General features: G+C 58.2%; 13 protein-coding genes. 12 read left to right on the top strand and 1 reads right to left on the bottom strand.

Features of this window, described 5'->3' with window-relative positions:
* A partial coding sequence (locus DW037_RS05450) for a D-alanyl-D-alanine carboxypeptidase family protein (RefSeq protein ID WP_199578329.1) occupies positions 1 to 809 on the bottom strand: 809 nt, incomplete at its 3' end.
* A 197-nt stretch (positions 810 to 1,006) separates the two neighbouring features.
* On the opposite strand from DW037_RS05450, the gene DW037_RS05445 reads away from it, so the two are divergent.
* The 12 genes from DW037_RS05445 to DW037_RS05390 all read left to right on the top strand — a co-directional run bounded on the left by DW037_RS05445 (position 1,007) and on the right by DW037_RS05390 (position 16,495).
* Entirely contained in the window at positions 1,007 to 1,702 is a 696-nt protein-coding gene (locus DW037_RS05445; RefSeq protein ID WP_117716623.1) for a response regulator transcription factor, read from the top strand.
* A 25-nt stretch (positions 1,703 to 1,727) separates the two neighbouring features.
* Entirely contained in the window at positions 1,728 to 2,966 is a 1,239-nt protein-coding gene (locus tag DW037_RS05440) for a sensor histidine kinase KdpD (RefSeq protein WP_117716624.1), read from the top strand.
* A 103-nt stretch (positions 2,967 to 3,069) separates the two neighbouring features.
* Complete coding sequence (gene pstB, locus DW037_RS05435; RefSeq protein ID WP_199578327.1) at positions 3,070 to 3,945, top strand: phosphate ABC transporter ATP-binding protein PstB; 876 nt, start codon at positions 3,070 to 3,072, stop codon at positions 3,943 to 3,945.
* 65 nt (positions 3,946 to 4,010) lie between these two features.
* On the top strand, positions 4,011 to 4,739 hold the full coding sequence (locus tag DW037_RS05430) for a response regulator transcription factor (RefSeq protein ID WP_089572665.1): 729 nt from the start codon (positions 4,011 to 4,013) through the stop codon (positions 4,737 to 4,739).
* 3 nt (positions 4,740 to 4,742) lie between these two features.
* Entirely contained in the window at positions 4,743 to 6,167 is a 1,425-nt protein-coding gene (locus DW037_RS05425) for a cell wall metabolism sensor histidine kinase WalK (RefSeq protein WP_118372948.1), read from the top strand.
* A gap of 195 nt (positions 6,168 to 6,362) precedes the next feature.
* Positions 6,363 to 7,019: a YveK family protein gene (locus tag DW037_RS05420; protein ID WP_118372947.1), complete on the top strand. Its 657-nt coding sequence runs from the start codon at positions 6,363 to 6,365 to the stop codon at positions 7,017 to 7,019.
* Between the two features lie 2 nt (positions 7,020 to 7,021).
* On the top strand, positions 7,022 to 7,759 hold the full coding sequence (locus tag DW037_RS05415) for a CpsD/CapB family tyrosine-protein kinase (RefSeq protein WP_118372946.1): 738 nt from the start codon (positions 7,022 to 7,024) through the stop codon (positions 7,757 to 7,759).
* Positions 7,760 to 7,776: 17 nt separating this feature from the next.
* On the top strand, positions 7,777 to 8,427 hold the full coding sequence (locus DW037_RS05410) for a tyrosine-protein phosphatase (protein WP_117806003.1): 651 nt from the start codon (positions 7,777 to 7,779) through the stop codon (positions 8,425 to 8,427).
* A gap of 39 nt (positions 8,428 to 8,466) precedes the next feature.
* The gene (locus DW037_RS05405) at positions 8,467 to 8,967 is read left to right on the top strand and encodes a GNAT family N-acetyltransferase (protein WP_117637372.1); all 501 of its coding nucleotides are present in this window, start codon (positions 8,467 to 8,469) and stop codon (positions 8,965 to 8,967) included.
* A 202-nt stretch (positions 8,968 to 9,169) separates the two neighbouring features.
* On the top strand, positions 9,170 to 11,194 hold the full coding sequence (gene htpG / locus DW037_RS05400) for a molecular chaperone HtpG (RefSeq protein WP_117628972.1): 2,025 nt from the start codon (positions 9,170 to 9,172) through the stop codon (positions 11,192 to 11,194).
* Positions 11,195 to 11,530: 336 nt separating this feature from the next.
* Positions 11,531 to 14,305 carry a YhgE/Pip domain-containing protein gene (locus DW037_RS05395; protein WP_233505635.1) on the top strand — a complete coding sequence of 925 codons (2,775 nt, stop codon included), beginning with the start codon at positions 11,531 to 11,533 and terminating at the stop codon, positions 14,303 to 14,305.
* Positions 14,306 to 16,495, top strand: coding sequence for a YhgE/Pip domain-containing protein (locus DW037_RS05390; protein WP_118372945.1), 2,190 nt, complete (start codon positions 14,306 to 14,308; stop codon positions 16,493 to 16,495).
* Positions 16,496 to 16,661 lie beyond the last annotated feature (166 nt).

The following is a 16,661-nucleotide window of genomic DNA, read 5'->3' as shown; positions in this document are numbered from 1 at the left end:
GCTGGGCCTATGCCGGAATCTCTCCCACAGAAACCACCGAAGAGCCGCAAATAGTTATGCGTGTCCATGGAATGCGAATGGTCGGTGCCGTCGGCGCCCGTGACCTCGATCCAGGAATCCTCGCTCGCTACGACCTCGCGGATCGTGTCGTTTTTCATGGCCTCCTGCATCATCAGCGCTACGTCGTGTGCGGTTGAGTGCATATCGCCAGCCCACTCATCAAAGTCCAGACCATGCGGGTTTTCAAAAAGCGTACCGGTGCAGCCGAGCTTCTTAGCGCGCTCGTTCATGGCCTTCACAAAGGTTGCCTCGGCGTCTTTGGTCTTAGGGTCGATCTTCTTGCCCACATATTCGGCGAGCACGATGGCGGCGTCGTTGCCCGAGGGAATCATCAGGCCGCGCAGTGCCTGCTTCACGGTGAGCTCGTCGCCTTCGAGTAGGCCGGCTGTTGAATTGCCCACGGTGGCTGCGGCGTTGCTCACCGTGGCCTTCTCGTCCATCTTGCAATTCTCGACGGTTAGGATTGCGGTCATGACCTTGGTGATCGAGGCAATCTTGACCTGCTCATCGGCGCCGCGGGCATAGTAGACGGTGCCGTCTTTGCCCATGACGAGGGCATTGGTCGCATCGATATCGGGCAGGTTTTCGGCCGTGATGCCGCGCGCATCGGCGGTTTTGCCGCAAACATTGTCGGTCGTGAGTACTTGGGCGCCGGCGACGGTGGGCACGCCAGCGGCAAGGGCGATAGCGCAGACAAAGCCGGCGGCAAGCTGGGCTGAGCGCTTTGCAAAAGAGGTGAGGGACTTCACGGATTTCGCTTTCGACGGGATGGTCTCTTCTGGAACTAGAGTATATCGTTTGCCGGCGTCGGCGATCATCGCGTGCGTGCGTGGCCCACATCCGCGCCCGAACGGGCACAAGGGTGCTTAAGGCCGACTTAATCACCCACGCTTGTTGTGTGTGGCATGCGCCCCCTCGGGCATAATGGAGCGCGAGAGGAGCACGCATGAACGAGCGCATTTTGGTAGTTGATGACGAAAAGGCCATCGCCGACTTGGTTGGTATCTACCTTACAAAAGAAGGCTTTGACGTACAGGTCGCCTATAGCGGGGCCGATGCTGCCAAGGCAATCTTGGAGCAGGAGTTCGATCTGGCGCTGCTGGATGTCATGCTGCCCGATATCGATGGGCTTGAGTTGCTGCGCACGATCCGTTCCAGCCATACCTATCCCGTGATCATGCTGACGGCGCGCGATGCCCAGCAAGACAAGATCGAGGGCCTTTCGCTTGGCGCGGACGATTACGTGGTTAAGCCGTTCCGCCCGCTGGAGCTCATCGCGCGCGTGCACGCTCAGCTTCGTCGCTACACCAGCTACGGTAGCCGTGCGCAGGCGGCCGAGTCGCCGACCATCCAGTTCGACGGCCTAGAGATCAACCGCGATGCCCGTTCCGTAACGGTGGACGGTGCGCCGGTTCGCCTCACGCCCATCGAGTATTCCATCTTGCTGTATCTGGTCGAGCATCGCGGCAGCGTGGTAGCCGTGGAGGATCTGTTCCGCGCGGTGTGGAACGAGGATTTTATGCCCGGCTCCAACAATACGGTGATGGTGCACATTCGCCACCTGCGCGAAAAGATCGGTGACGACGCTCAAAAGCCGCGCTTTATCAAAAACGTCTGGGGCGTCGGCTACATAATCGAATAACGCCTTTGATGGTGGGGAAGTGGATATGACAAAAGACGATAGGCAGGCATTCGAGGTGCCCGATCGACTCTTTGAATACGTGAGGTCGGTCGTCGACAACCGCGCGCTTGCAACGGTGCTGCTCTTTTTGCTGAGCCTGCTGCTGATTGGCATCGATAACATCGCTGGAATCTTGGCGGTGCTGCTTGTCGGCTTTTTGCTGATCGATCGATTTGAAATCGTACGCCGCTGCGTGGTGATTGGCGGTGCCGCGTGGGCCATGACGTTGGCGATTGGCGCCATGGCACTCGGCGGCATCGAAGGGCCGGTGCTGTTCGATGCCGGCTTTGTATTCAACATGCTTGGCTTTGTGCTGGCGCTTGCCGTGTGCGTGCTGTTCTTTTGCGGCCGCGCCCTGTACTGCCAGGGCTACGAGCAGGGCGAGCAGCATGCCGATTGTGTGCTGGCCGCTCGTATTCAAGATTGCCTGATCGATCACCCCGACACCTGGGACAACATCGACGGCGACTTCCTGGAGGTCGAGGGCGCACTCAACCGTGTGCGCGATCGCGAGCGCAAGGTGCAGCAGGCCTTGCGTGACGAGTCTCATCGCAAGGACGATCTGGTCACGTACTTGGCACATGACCTACGCACCCCGCTTGCCAGTGTGGTGGGCTATCTTTCGCTGCTGCAAGAGGCTCCCGAGCTGCCGGTTGAGCAACGTGCACACTTTACGGGCGTGGCGCTCGACAAGGCGCACCGGCTCGATGCGCTCATCGAAGAGTTCTTCGATATCACGCGCTTTGACTTCCACGATATCGTGCTCACGCGCGGCTATGTTGATCTGGGGTTGCTGCTGGCTCAGGTGGCTGACGAGTTCTATCCCATCCTCAACGAGCAGCATAAGGAAGCCCAGGTTGATATTCGCGAGGACCTGACGGTGCTCGTGGATGGCGACAAGATGGCCCGCGTGTTCAACAACATCATGAAAAATGCCGTCGCCTATAGCTATGAGGGCTCGACTATCATGATTGAGGCCAGGCGCCAAGACGATGGCGGCGTGCGCGTGCGCTTTATCAATCAGGGCGATCCTATCCCTGCGGCTAAGCTCAAGGTGATCTTTGAGAAGTTCTATCGCCTGGATGCGGCGCGTGCGACCAATCGCGGTGGTGCCGGTTTGGGCCTTGCTATTGCCAAGGAGATCATCGCGGCACACGGCGGTACCGTTGCATGTGAATCGACGCCCGAACACACGATATTCACCATCGAGCTGCCCGCCGCATAGCTAGCGTGCCCTTACAAACACTTGACAATGTGCTCACGTGCGTATGAGCCGCGATTCCTACTATCGATACTGCTGAATTGATATCGATATGGAGGTGTGCGGTATGACGGCTGCTGCGGCTGTGGAGCCCACGGAGCTTGAAGAACTCATGGAAGCGCAGGCCGAGGCCGCGCATGAGCGCGAGGTTGGGGATGCGACTCGCCCCACGGCAGAGGATCTTGCCGCCTCGCCGACGCGCATCGACGTCGAGGGCCTCGACCTGTTCTATGGCGACCACCATGCGCTCGAGGACGTGAATATCAAGATCCGCGATAAGCAGATCACCTCGTTCATCGGGCCTTCGGGCTGCGGAAAGTCTACGTTGCTGCGCTGCTTTAACCGCATGAACGACGGCATCAAGGATTGCCGCATCGAGGGCAAGATTGCGCTCGATGGTCAAGATATCCTGGGCGATTACGACATCTGCCGTTTGCGCCAGCGCGTGGGCATGGTGTTCCAGCGCCCCAACCCGTTTCCCATGAGCATTTATGACAACGTCGCGTACGGCCCCCGTGGCATGGGCGTGCGCAATCGTGCCGTGCTGGATGAGCTGGTCGAGGACTCCCTGCGTCGCGCTGCCCTGTGGGACGAGGTCAAGGACAAGCTCAAAGAGTCGGGCCTGGGTCTTTCGGGTGGACAGCAGCAGCGCCTGTGCATCGCCCGCGCACTTGCCGTGCAGCCCGACATTCTGCTGATGGACGAGCCGACTTCGGCACTCGACCCTGTGTCGACGTTGGTGGTGGAGCAGCTGGCCTGCGAGCTCAAGGAGATCTGCACGTTGGTGGTCGTTACGCACAATATGCAGCAGGCGGCGCGCATCTCCGACTCGGTCGCGTTTTTCTTGCTGGGCGAGCTGGTGGAGCACGCGCCCACCGCTCAGCTCTTCAAAAAACCGACCGATTCGCGCACAGCGGATTATTTGACGGGACGTTTTGGCTGATACCATCTCGTAAAGGTACCTTTAGGGTTAAGATGCGGTCATGCCGGCCGCAAAGGGGGTTCAACATGATCTACTACGTCGAGGACGATGACAACATCAGGGATTTGACGGTCTATGCGCTGCGCAAGCAGGGAATCGAGGCCGAGGGCTTTTCGTGCGACGGCGAGTTTAAGGCCGCCGTGGCGCGACGGGTACCCGATGCCGTCCTGCTCGACATCATGCTGCCCGATACCGATGGTTTGGCGATTATGCGTCGCCTGCGCGCCGACCGCCTGACGGCGACGGTGCCCATCATGATGCTTACCGCCAAGGACACCGAACTCGACAAGGTGATGGCGCTCGATGGCGGTGCCGACGATTACCTGACTAAGCCGTTTTCGCTCATGGAGCTTGCGAGCCGCTGCCGCGCACTGCTGCGTCGCGGCGGCATGGTCAAGCAGGCGAGCGATGTGCTCAGCGTGGGCGACATCGTGCTTTCGCCTAGCCATCGCGAGGTGACCGTTGCCGGCGAGCCGCTTAAGCTCACCCTGCGCGAGTTCGACCTGCTCGAGTACCTCATGCGCAAGCCCGGCGTGGTCTTTACCCGCGAGTCGTTGCTGCAGAGCGTGTGGGGCTGGGACTTCGACGGCGGTTCGCGCACCGTTGACGTGCACGTGCAGACGCTTCGCCAAAAACTGGGCGAGCATGCCAGCGCCATCGAGACCGTGCGCGGCGTGGGTTATCGCCTGGCCGAGCCTTCTGCCGGTGATGGTGCCGAAGGCGACGACACCGCGGCCACCGCATCGGAGGAGTAACCCGTGGTCTTCGCCCCCCAGGGAAAACATACGCTGTCGCACCGCGTTTTTGTGACGATCTTTGTCTGCGCCATGGCGGTTATCGTGGCGTTTACGGTGCTGGGTGCGTTCTTTGTGCAAAACACTTTGGCGGATGCCACGAGTGCCAATCTGGCGCAGGAAACTGAGCTCATTGCTGCCGCCCTCGACGAGCAGCAGGAGCCCATTCCGTTCTTGCGAAGCCTCGATCGCGAGGATCTTCGTATCACGCTGATCAATAAGGACGGATCTGTTGCCTACGACAACGAGGCGTCGCCTTCCACACTGCCCAACCATGGCGATCGCCCCGAGGTCATCGAGGCCTTTGAGAGCGGTTCGGGTTCCGCGGAGCGCGCAAGCTCTACACTCGACGAGATTATGCTGTATCGCGCCGTCACCCTTGATAACGGCCAGGTCGTCCGCTTGGCGCAGGCCCAGCCTGGTGTTGCGGCGATTTTGCTGTCGATGCTGGCGCCGATGCTGCTTATCGCAGCAGCGGGTGCAGTACTCTCGTTTTTTATGGCGCGCCGTGAGTCCCGTGCCATCATCGCGCCGTTGCAAGAGGTGGATTTGGATCACCCACGCCGTAGCTATGAGCACGCCTATGCCGAGATGGTCCCCATGCTTGAGCGTATCGAGTCGCAGCGCCAGGAACTCAAGCGCCAAATGGCGGTGCTAGCGGACAACGACCGTATGCGCCGCGAGTTCACGGCGAATATCACCCATGAGCTCAAGACGCCGCTTACGGCGATTTCGGGCTATGCCGAGCTCATCGCAAATGGCATGGTCGAGGGCGAGGACGACCTGCGCAACTTTGGCGGTCGCATCTATCGTGAGGCGGGCCGCTTGGCAGCGCTTGTCAACGACATCCTTACGCTGTCTAACTTGGACGAGGCCGAACGTGCAACTGAAGGCGAGGCAGTGCCCATTGGGTCCACGGAGCCTATTGAGCTCTCGCGTGCCATCTACACGGTTGAGCAGCGTCTTGAACAGGTCGCCCGTCAAGCGAATGTGACGATAAGTCATGAGACCAAGCCTGTGGTCATCGAAGGCGTGTCGCGCTTGATTGACGAGCTCATCTACAATCTGGCAAGCAACGCCATCCGCTACAATCGACCCGGCGGTACGGTTACGCTGCAGTGCGGCACCAACGACGAAGGCCATCCGTTCCTCGCGGTCGCCGACACGGGAATCGGTATCGCGCCTGAAGAACAGGGTAAGGTATTTGAGCGGTTCTATCGCGTGGACAAGAGTAGATCCAAGGCACGCGGCGGAACCGGCCTGGGGCTTGCCATTGTCAAGCATGCGGCCCTGTATCATCACGCCACGCTCGATCTGTCGAGCGAGTTGGGCGTGGGAACCACCATTACGGTGACGTTTCCCATACAGCAGGACGAGCCATTCGCATAGCGATACAACATAGATATTGATGTAGACGCCGCATTTGACTTTCGGGTGCGGCGTTGTTGTGCAATTTTACGATTGCTTCCGACATTTTTACAGGAGAGCCTGTTTCTTATGTATAGAGTTTGGTCTCGGTAAAAAGATGCGATAACATACGGACAGTTTTGTCAATCCGAACTGGGGAAATGAAAGGCAAGCTGCATGACCCTTCTCGAACTGTTCCAGCTGCTGAAGAAGCACCTCAAGCTGGTCATCACCCTTCCGGTGGTCTGCGCGATCGCCATGGGCATCGTGTCCTTCGTTGCGATGGACAACACCTATACCGCGACGACGAGCATGTACATTCTCGCCAAGACCGACGATAGCGGTCAGATGAGCTACAACGATCTCTCGGCGAGCCAGATGCTTTCCAACGATATCGCCACGCTGCTTGATAGCGATAGCGTTAAGAGCGGCGCCGCCAAAGAACTGGGCCTCACCGATCTGGATGACTACAAGGTGTCTGTTTCCTCCGAGACCACCACGCGTGTCATTACGCTTTCGGTTACCGGCACCGATGCCAAGGAGACGGCTAAGGTCGCAAAGGCCATAGCTAGCTCGGTGAGTACGGTCGCTCAGAACGTCGGCGCTGCCCAGAGCATCAACGTTATCGACGAGGCTAAGACCCCCGAAGCCCCCAGCGGTCCCAAGCGTATGCTGTACGTTGCTGTCGCGTTCCTCGCGGGCATCTTTATCGCAGTTGCCTATGTCGTTTTGGCAGACATGCTCAATACCCGCATCCGCGGTGCCGAAGAGGCAGAAGAGCTCCTGGGTATTCCCGTTGTTGGCCGAATTCCGGCTATGAAAGGTGGTAAATAGGCATGGCTAAGGCAAAGAACACCGATAAGCTCGTTGTACAGAATGCCGCCAAGACCCTTCTGGCCAATATCCGCTTTGCGAGCGTGGACGACCCCATTCGCACCATCACCGTTACCTCCTCGATTCCCAACGAGGGCAAGTCTACGGTTTCCATTAACCTTGCTCAGGCAATCGCCACGAGCGGCAAGTCCGTGCTCCTGGTCGAGGCCGATATGCGCCGCAGGTCCCTTTCCGATATGCTCGGCGTTCGTTCGCGCGGCGGACTCTATGCGGTCCTTTCCGAGCAGATCTCCATTGACCAGGCAATTGTCGAGACGGGTCAGAAGAACTTCTACTTCCTCGATGCCGAGCCGCATATTCCCAATCCTGCCGACATCATCGTCTCTCACCGCTTTTCCAAGTTGGTCAAGGCACTGTCTGCTAAGTTCCAGTACGTCATCTTCGATGCTCCCCCGGTTGGCACCTTCATCGATGCTGCCGAGATTGCCAGCCTGACCGACGGCGCGCTGTTCGTGGTGCGCGAGAACTTTACCAAGCGCGAAGAGGCGCTCAACGCCATCGGTCAGCTTAAGAAGTCCGAGAAGGTCAAGCTCATCGGTACCGTCATGAATTACTGCGAGACCGAGACCAGCGAGTACTACTATTCTTACTACACCAAGGACGGTAAGAAGGTTAAGAAGGGCTCCGACGGTCAGGGCACTTCCAAAAAGGGCATCTTCACCAACCGAGCAAACGTTTAGTTGATTAGGGCCGACCTATGCGTGACATTCATTGCCATATCTTGCCGGGTGTAGACGACGGCGCCGCCGATCTCGATGAGAGCTTGGCGATGCTCGAGGCTGCCAAGCGGGCCGGTGTAACCAGAATCGTTTGCACTCCTCACTGCCGTGATCCCTATTTTGATTACGACAAGATGTGGGATGCCTTTGAGCTGCTGCGCGATAACGCTGACGGTTTTCCGCTCCAGATGGGCTTCGAGGTCAACCATCGAAAGCTCGTTGAGCTTGGTATCGATGCCGCGGATCACTTGCATTTCGATGGGACCAACGAGTTTCTGCTCGAGCTTTCGACGCATGCCGATGCGTATGCGTTTAGAGAGTACGAGAACACGATTTACGATTTGCAGTGCCGTGGCTACCAGGTGATCATCGCTCATCCTGAGCGCTATCGTGCGGTTCAAAAGGATGTAAGCGTGGCGGAGCGCCTGGTCGATATGGGCTGCAAGCTGCAGGCTTCGGCGGACTTTATTGCCGGCGGTCGCTTTGGTCGCGAGAAAAAGCCGGCACAGCGCCTGTTCGATCAGAACCTGTACAGCTTCATCGCGAGCGATGCCCATAACGTGGGTCATTACGACTGCCTGGCGAAGGCTCGCGCGAAGTTTAGCGTGCGCGGAGCTCATTTTCGCTAAAATCTGTCCCTAACGTTCGCATTGAATGAAAGGGCAGCCATGGATATCCAACTTAAGACGGGATGCTTTGATGACGCGGCGTTGGTGCGCCGCGTCGTTTTTATGGACGAGCAGGGCTACGAGAATGAGTTTGACGCTATCGACGAGGATCCGAACTGCATTCATGTGACGCTCTATGTAGACGGTGAGCTTGCCGGTTGCTCGCGCGTGTTTCCCGAAGAACTCGAGCGCGCAGCTGACGCAGAGGCTCCGGTGTCGCCGGCGTGCGACTTGGACGAAGGCGTCGCGGCGGGGGAGACCTACATTATGGGGCGCGTGGCCGTGCTGCCGAGCATGCGCCGTCGCGGTTTGGCGAGCAAGATTGTCGAGGCCAGTGATACGTGCGCGCGTGATGCCGGCGCCAAGCTCATTAAGCTGCATGCGCAGGAATACGTGCTGCCGCTCTATGCCAAGGCGGGTTACACGCAGATTGCCCCGGTGGACTACGAAGACGAGGGCCAGCCCCATGCTTGGATGGCCAAGCGCGTAGATGGCAGATAGGGACGTTCCTTTCCTGCCGGCAGTCGGGGACACTCCTTGGCAATTGGCGCATCAGAGCGTTTGGACATACAGTTTTTCGATTCCGTATGTATATATGCGCGCTAATAGGTTATAAAATCTAAGTCTGAACATAGTAGGTCTGCGACACGGCTCGGGCAACCGGGCCGTTTTTGCGGGCAGGGGTAGCGCGAAAGGACTGCACATGCGTCAATTTAAGACCGAGAGCAAAAAACTGCTCGACCTCATGATCAACTCCATTTACACCAATAAGGAAATCTTCCTGCGCGAGCTTATCTCCAACGCGAGCGATGCCGTCGACAAGCTCAACTTTAAGAGCCTTCAGGATCCGAGTGTCAAGCTCGACCAGGGCGACCTGGCCATTCGTGTCTCCTTTGATAAGGATGCCCGTACCATCACAATTTCGGATAACGGTATCGGCATGACCGCCGAGGAGCTCGAGCGCAACCTGGGCACCATCGCCCATTCCGGCTCCGAGGAGTTTAAGACCGAGAACGCCGAGCAGCAGGGCTCCGATGTCGACATCATCGGCCAGTTTGGCGTGGGCTTCTACTCGGCCTTTATGGTCGCCAGCCACGTGAAGGTCGTCAGCCGCGCTTATGGCGAGGATACCGCCCACGTTTGGGAGTCCGACGGTCTTGAGGGCTACACCATCGAGGATGGCGAGCGTGCTGAGCACGGTACCGATGTCATTCTGACACTGCGTGAGAACGAGAAACTCGACGCCGACGGCGAGGCCGAGACCTACGATCGCTTCCTGACCGAGTGGGGCCTCAAGAGCCTGATTCAGCAGTACAGCAACTATGTGCGCTACCCGATTCAGATGATGGTGAGCAAGAGCCGCCAGAAGCCCAAGCCCGAGGACGCCGGCGACGACTACAAGCCCGAGTACGAGGACTACCAGGAGCTCGAGACCATCAACTCCATGACGCCGATCTGGAAAAAGCGCAGCTCCGACGTTGAGCAGAAGGATTACAACGAGTTCTACAAGTCCACGTTCCACGACTTTGACGATCCCGCGCGCACTATCAGTTTCCATGCCGAGGGTACGCTTGAGTACGATGCACTGCTGTTTGTGCCGGGTCGCGCCCCGTTCGATCTGTACAGCAAGGACTACGAGAAGGGCCTGGCGCTCTACAGCTCTAACGTGCTGATTATGGAGAAGTGCGACGACCTGCTGCCCGACTACTACAACTTTGTGCGCGGTGTCGTGGACTCTGCCGACGTGACGCTCAATATTTCGCGTGAGACGCTGCAGCAGAATCGTCAGCTCAAGGCCATTGCCAAGCGTGTCGAGAAGAAGATCACCGCCGATCTCGAGGACATGCGCGACAACGACCGCGAGGCATACGAGAAGTTCTTTGAAAACTTTGGTCGCGGTCTTAAGTACGGCATCTACTCGAGCTACGGCATGAAGGCCGACGAGCTCGCCGACCTGCTGCTGTTCTGGTCTGCCAAGGAGCAGAAGATGATCACCCTTGCCGAGTATGCCAAGGGCATGCCCGAGGGCCAGAAGGCAATCTACTATGCCGCCGGCGATTCGCGCGAGCGTCTGGCCAAGATGCCCGTCGTGAAGGGCGTGCTCGACCGCGGTTACGATGTACTGCTGCTGACGCAGGACGTGGATGAGTTCACCTTCCAGGCCATGCGTGAGTACGTGGCTGCCGATATGCCCAAGGTCTACGAGGATGACGCTGCTCGCGAGGCTGCTGAGAAGGCAGTTGCCGATGGCGCTGAGCCTGAGGTCGAGGATCGTCACCTGGAGCTTAAGAACGTCGCGACCGGCGATCTTGACTTGGCGACCGATGACGAGAAGAAGGAGGCCGAGGACGCCACCAAGGAGAACGAGGACCTCTTTAACGCCATGAAGGAGGCGCTCGGCGACAAGGTCGAGAAGGTTGCCGTCTCTGCGCGTCTGACTGACGCCCCCGCCTGCATCACCACCGAGGGCCCGCTTTCGCTCGAGATGGAGAAAGTGCTTCAGAAGGGCCCCGAGGGCGCGCCCGACGGCATGCCTAAGAGCCAGCGCGTGCTCGAGCTCAACGCCAAGCACCCGGTCTTCGCCAAGCTCGTCGCTGCCCAGAAGGCGGGCGACGCCGACAAGATCAAGCAGTACTCCGGCTTGCTCTACGACCAGGCCCTGCTCGTCGAGGGCATCCTCCCCGAGGACCCCGTAGCCTTCGCCGCGGCCATTTGTAATCTTATGTAACTTGGTTCCGCCGTTCTAACGAACGCCGTAGCTAGTTAGTAGAACGAGAGAGGAAAATCTCCCACATTGAGCCTGTATTTGGGCAAAAAGTGGGAGATTTTCCTCTCTCGATGTGTAGGTACGCATTTGGCACTTGGTTGCTTGCTAGTTTGTGCGGGTTGTGGTTTTGGGAGCTGCGGGAATTTAAGATACTGTACAACTGTACGTTAACTCATCTTCGTAGTATATTGCTACCCGCAAAACTCAGCACCATTGCGCCGTGACACGCTAAAGTGCCCCCGTACAATGGTTGTTAATAGCATGATTCGGCTAAACGACAGGATGGATGGTCCAAGCGTGAGTCTCGGCAGCAAACTATCCGATGCAAAGGTTTCCTTTGCAATCTTTAAACGCGACATCAAGCGATTGATCGTGAACCCCGTCGCCCTGGTGGTTACCCTGGGCGTGTGCGTCATTCCCTCGCTGTATGCCTGGTACAACATCGTTGCCAACTGGGATCCGTACGGAAATACCCAAGGCATTAAAATCGCCATCGCAAACAACGATCAGGGCACCCAGAACGACCTAGTGGGCGAGCTCAACGCAGGCGATAAGGTGGTCGACCAGCTCAAGAAGAACGACCAGCTTGGCTGGACCTTCGTCGACTCGGCGGCAGATGCCAAAGAGGGCGTCGAAAGCGGCGAATACTATGCTGCCATCGTGATTCCCAAGAACTTCTCTGACAATCTCGTCTCGATGCTCGACGGCAATTACCATCAGCCGAAGCTCACCTATTACGTCAACGAGAAAAAGAGCGCCATTGCGCCCAAGGTTACCGATACCGGTGCCAACACCATCGAGGAGCAGATAAACTCGGAATTTGTCTCTACGGTGGGCGAGACCGTTGCCGGCATTGCCAAGGATGCCGGAGTCGATCTAAAGGACAAGGCAACCCAGACGCAGGATTCGCTGGCAAGCTCGGTGTCCGAGGCATCCGATACCTTGGGCGAGGTACGTGATTCCATCGGCGACATGAACACCGCCATCGACAAGACGAGCAGCTCGATTGCTTCGGCCGATGCTGCGCTGGCGGGCCTGCAGGGGCAGGCGCCTTCGCTAACGCAGGCAATCGCTCAGGGTAATGATCTGCTGGGCGAAGCTCGCACCACGGCTGGCAAGTCCATCACCTCGCTCTCCAAGGCACTTTCGGAGGGCAGCCTTGCGCTAACCAAGACGTCGGCTTCCGCGAATGCTGCCATCGGCAAGTTGACGGGCACGGTCACATCTACGACCACCCGCATCGACAACTCGCTCGAGTCTCTCCAGGCAACGATCGATCACAACACCGCAGTTATCGGCCACCTGCAGATTCTTGCCGGCGATACCTCGACGGGATCGGATCAGATCGACGCACTGATCGCCTCGACGATCGATACGCTCAAGAAGCAGAACGACCAGCTGCAGAGTATCAAGAACAGTCTGTCCGCGCAGTCGAGCGCCATGGCAAATGATGCCGCGGCTGTCTCGGGTGCCAGCGACGCTATCAATAACGCAATTCAGACCGGGGCGACCAACCTTGGCCAGGCCCAGGCAGATCTGGGTCAAAACGCGCTGCCGAAGGCTTCGAGCGCGCTTGACTCCTTTGCCGCCGTTTCGGGCGATTTGACCGGCATTGTGTCGGGTATGACCCCCACGATAGCGAGCGCGCGCGGCACGCTGGCGCAGCTCGACGCCACGCTCAAGCAGGCAAAGACCACGCTGTCCCAAACCGACGCCTCCCTTGCCAAGGTTCAGGACAAGCTCGCGACCGCCGCCAATGACATCGCGGCGCTGCAGACCTCTGAGTCTATGGGCGAGTTAGCCGACCTCATGGACGTCGACGTCAATGACGTGGCAGATTTCATGGCATCTCCGGTTGAGCTGACATCCAAGTCAATCTATCCGGTCAAGAGCTTTGGCTCGGGCATCGCGCCCTTCTACACCAATCTGGCGCTGTGGGTAGGCGGCTATGTGCTCATCGCTATCTACAAACTCGAGGTCGACCGCGAGGGCATCGGTAGCTTTACGGCGCGTCAGGGCTACTTCGGCCGCTGGCTGCTGCTGGTGATCCTGGGCGCGTTCCAGGCCATTATCGTTACGGTAGGCGACCTGGTCATTGGCGTTCAGTGCGTCAATCCGCTGCTCTTTGTGCTGGGCGGCATCGCTATCTCGTTCACCTACGTCAACATCATCTATGCGCTGTCCACCACCTTTAAGCATATCGGTAAAGCCATTGGCGTCATCCTCGTCATTGTGCAGATCCCCGGCTCGTCGGGCATGTATCCCATCGAGATGATGCCAGGTTTCTTCCAATGGCTGCATCCGCTGCTGCCCTTCACCTATGGCATCAACCTGCTGCGCGAGACCGTCGGTGGCATGTATTCGTTCAACTACCTGTTCAACCTGTGCATCCTGGGCGTGTTCCTTATCATCGCGCTCTTTATCGGTCTGCAGCTGCGCCCGTTGCTGCTCAACCTCAACCTGCTCTTTGATAAGCAGCTTTCCACGACGGGCCTTATGATCTGCGAGTCCAACGACCTGCCGCGCCAGCGCTATTCGCTGCGCACGGCCATGCGCGTCATGCTCGATTCGGATTCGTACCGTCGCGAGCTGCTCGATCATGCCGTGGCGTTTGAGCATCGCTACCCGTACTACATCAAGGGCGGTTTTGCCGCCGTGGTAGGCGTCCAGGTCCTGCTCTTTGTGCTTTCGACGGTGCTCGATATCGACAATAACGGAAAGATCATCCTACTCGTTATCTGGATCATTTCGGTTATCGCCATCTGCGGCTGGCTCATCAACATCGAGTACATCCGTGCGAGCCTTAATACCCAGATGCGTATCTCGGCGCTTTCGGACGAGGATCTTCGCCGCGAGATGCGCGAGCACACGGCTGCCATCCCTGCTGCCCGTCGCATGTTTGGTCTCAACGCCAGCGAGCGGGGCACCAAGGACAGCGAACAGCCCACGAGCCGTCTGCCGCATATCGGTGCGCATCGTAAGGCTCAAGATGCCGACGGCGTTGACAACGTAAACGGAAACGACGGGGATACCACCCCGCTCGGCAAGCACTCCAAAGGAGGTGAGGCATAAATGAAGAACATCCTGCACCTGTTTAAGCGTGATGTCCAAAACGTGTCTCGCTCCGTGATCGGCATGGTCGTCGTGATGGGCCTGATCATCGTTCCGTGTCTCTATGCATGGTTTAACATCGCCGGCAGCTGGGATCCCTACGGCAATACCGGCAACCTTAAGATTGCAGTGGTCAACACCGACGAGGGTTACGAGAGCGATCTGATTCCCGTCGAGGTCAACGTGGGCGAAAACGTAACCGCCACTCTGCGCGGCAACGAGAACTTTGACTGGGTCGTTCTCAACGACCGCGATAAGGCGATTGAGGGCGTTAAGTCGGGCGCGTACTACGCTGCCGTCGTTATCCCTAAGACGTTTAGCGCCGACATGATGACGCTCTTTTCGACCGACGTGAAGCACGCCGATATCGAGTTCTACGAGAACCAGAAGGCCAACGCCATCGCGCAGATCGTGACCGAGAAAGGCTCGAGCGCCGTCCAGAGTCAGGTCAACGAGACCTTTACCGAAACCATTACGAGCATCGGTCTTAAAACCGTGTCCAGCCTGCTCGACTATATGAGCACCGACCAGGTGAGCAACTTTATCGCCAATCTGTCCTCTACGCTGGGCGATTCGGTCCAGGACCTGCAGGACATTCAGACCAGCGCAACGTCGCTGGCGGGCGTTTTGAGCTCCACGTCCGATTCGCTGACGTCGGCGGGCGGTATGCTCAAGCAGACGGGCACTGTTGATGAGTCGACGAAGCAGCTGATGGAGCACGCAAAGAACGGTGTGAGCGATTCCGAGGAAGCGCTCAAGGCAGCCAACGACGCCATCAACACCGCGATCGACGGAAGCGCGGGCTCATTCGACAACGTGTCTACCGAGCTTGCGAAGGCGTTTGACGCCGCGAACCAGCATGTCGACGTTACGGTGACCCAGCTCAACAAAGCCGCGTCGGCACTCGAATCGCGTGCCAACGATATCGATGACGTGGCTAACCAGCTTCGCAGTTTTGCCGAGCAGGTGAGTGACGAAAAGCTCCAGGACAGTCTTAAGTCTGTGGCGACATCGCTGGGCAGGATCGCGACGGAGTATCGCAACAACGCCAAGGACCTGAAGGCAACCGCAAAGTCCCTCTCGGACAGCATGGCAGAGGTTAACAAGTCGCGTGCCGAGGTCGATCAGGCAATCGCGGATGCCAAGGCTGGTATCTCGGGCGCCAAGACTGACTACGACTCTACGTTTTCGGTCAAGGCCAAAGAACTCAAGAAGACTATTTCGGGCGTTTTGGATTCGCTCAACGGTATCTCGGGCGATCTGGATAGTGCCGTAGACGGTCTGACCGACGCATCCGGTTCGCTGGCAAAGGGCCTCTCCAAGGCTGCAAAGCTGGTCAACAAAGCTTCCGATCAGCTGGGTGAGGCGTCGGACAAGATTAGCGCTTTCAAGGACGAGCTCGACGGTGCCCTTATGTCGGACGATCTGGCCACGATCAAGACGATGATCGGTAATGATCCCGAGGGTTTGGCCGTGTCGCTTTCCGGCCCCGTCGCGCTCGACCGCAAGCCGGTCTATCCGATCCGCAACTACGGTTCGGCCATGGCGCCGTTCTACACGATTCTGTCGCTGTGGGTCGGCTCGATCGTACTGGCGGCCATGATGAAGGTCTCGGTTGACGATGAGCTCATCAACGAGCTCATCCCCGTGCGCCTGCACGAGATCTACCTGGGTCGCTACCTGTTCTTTGGCGGTTTGGCCCTGCTGCAGGCGACGCTCGTGTGCGCGGGCGACATCCTGTTCTTTGGCATTCAGTGCGACAACCCACTGCAGTTTGTGCTGGCGGGCTGGGTTGCGAGTCTCGTGTTCTCCAATATCGTCTACACGCTTACGGTGTCGTTTGGCGATATCGGCAAGGCGCTCGCTGTCGTGCTGTTGGTCATGCAGGTCGGCGGTTCGGGCGGCACGTTCCCCATCGAGATGACCGGCCCTGTGTTCCAGGCGATCTATCCGTTCCTGCCGTTCACCCACGGCATCAACGCCATGCACGCTGCCATGGCCGGTGCCTACCATATGGAGTACTGGATTGAGCTGGGTATCTTGGCGAGCTATCTGATTCCGTCGCTGGCCCTGGGCGTCGTCTTCCGCCGCCCGGTCATCAAAGCCAACGACTGGATCATCGAAAAGCTGGAGTCGACCAAATTGATTTAATACAGCTACGTAAACGCCGCCGGAACATCGAGGTCTTCCAACCCGATGCTTTAGCGTAGTGAATTGCATGGGCTGCTTGATTGTTGCTACAGTAGCGGGGCGTGCCGGGGGTCCGGCGCGTCCCGTTTTTATTTGACCATGAGGCGGCACGCAGCCATACGCGTGC

Source organism: Collinsella sp. AF39-11AT (assembly GCF_003474585.1).
Classification (GTDB): domain Bacteria; phylum Actinomycetota; class Coriobacteriia; order Coriobacteriales; family Coriobacteriaceae; genus Collinsella.
Note: the sequence above shows the minus strand (reverse complement) of the source record. Positions and strands in the feature narration are given on the sequence as shown.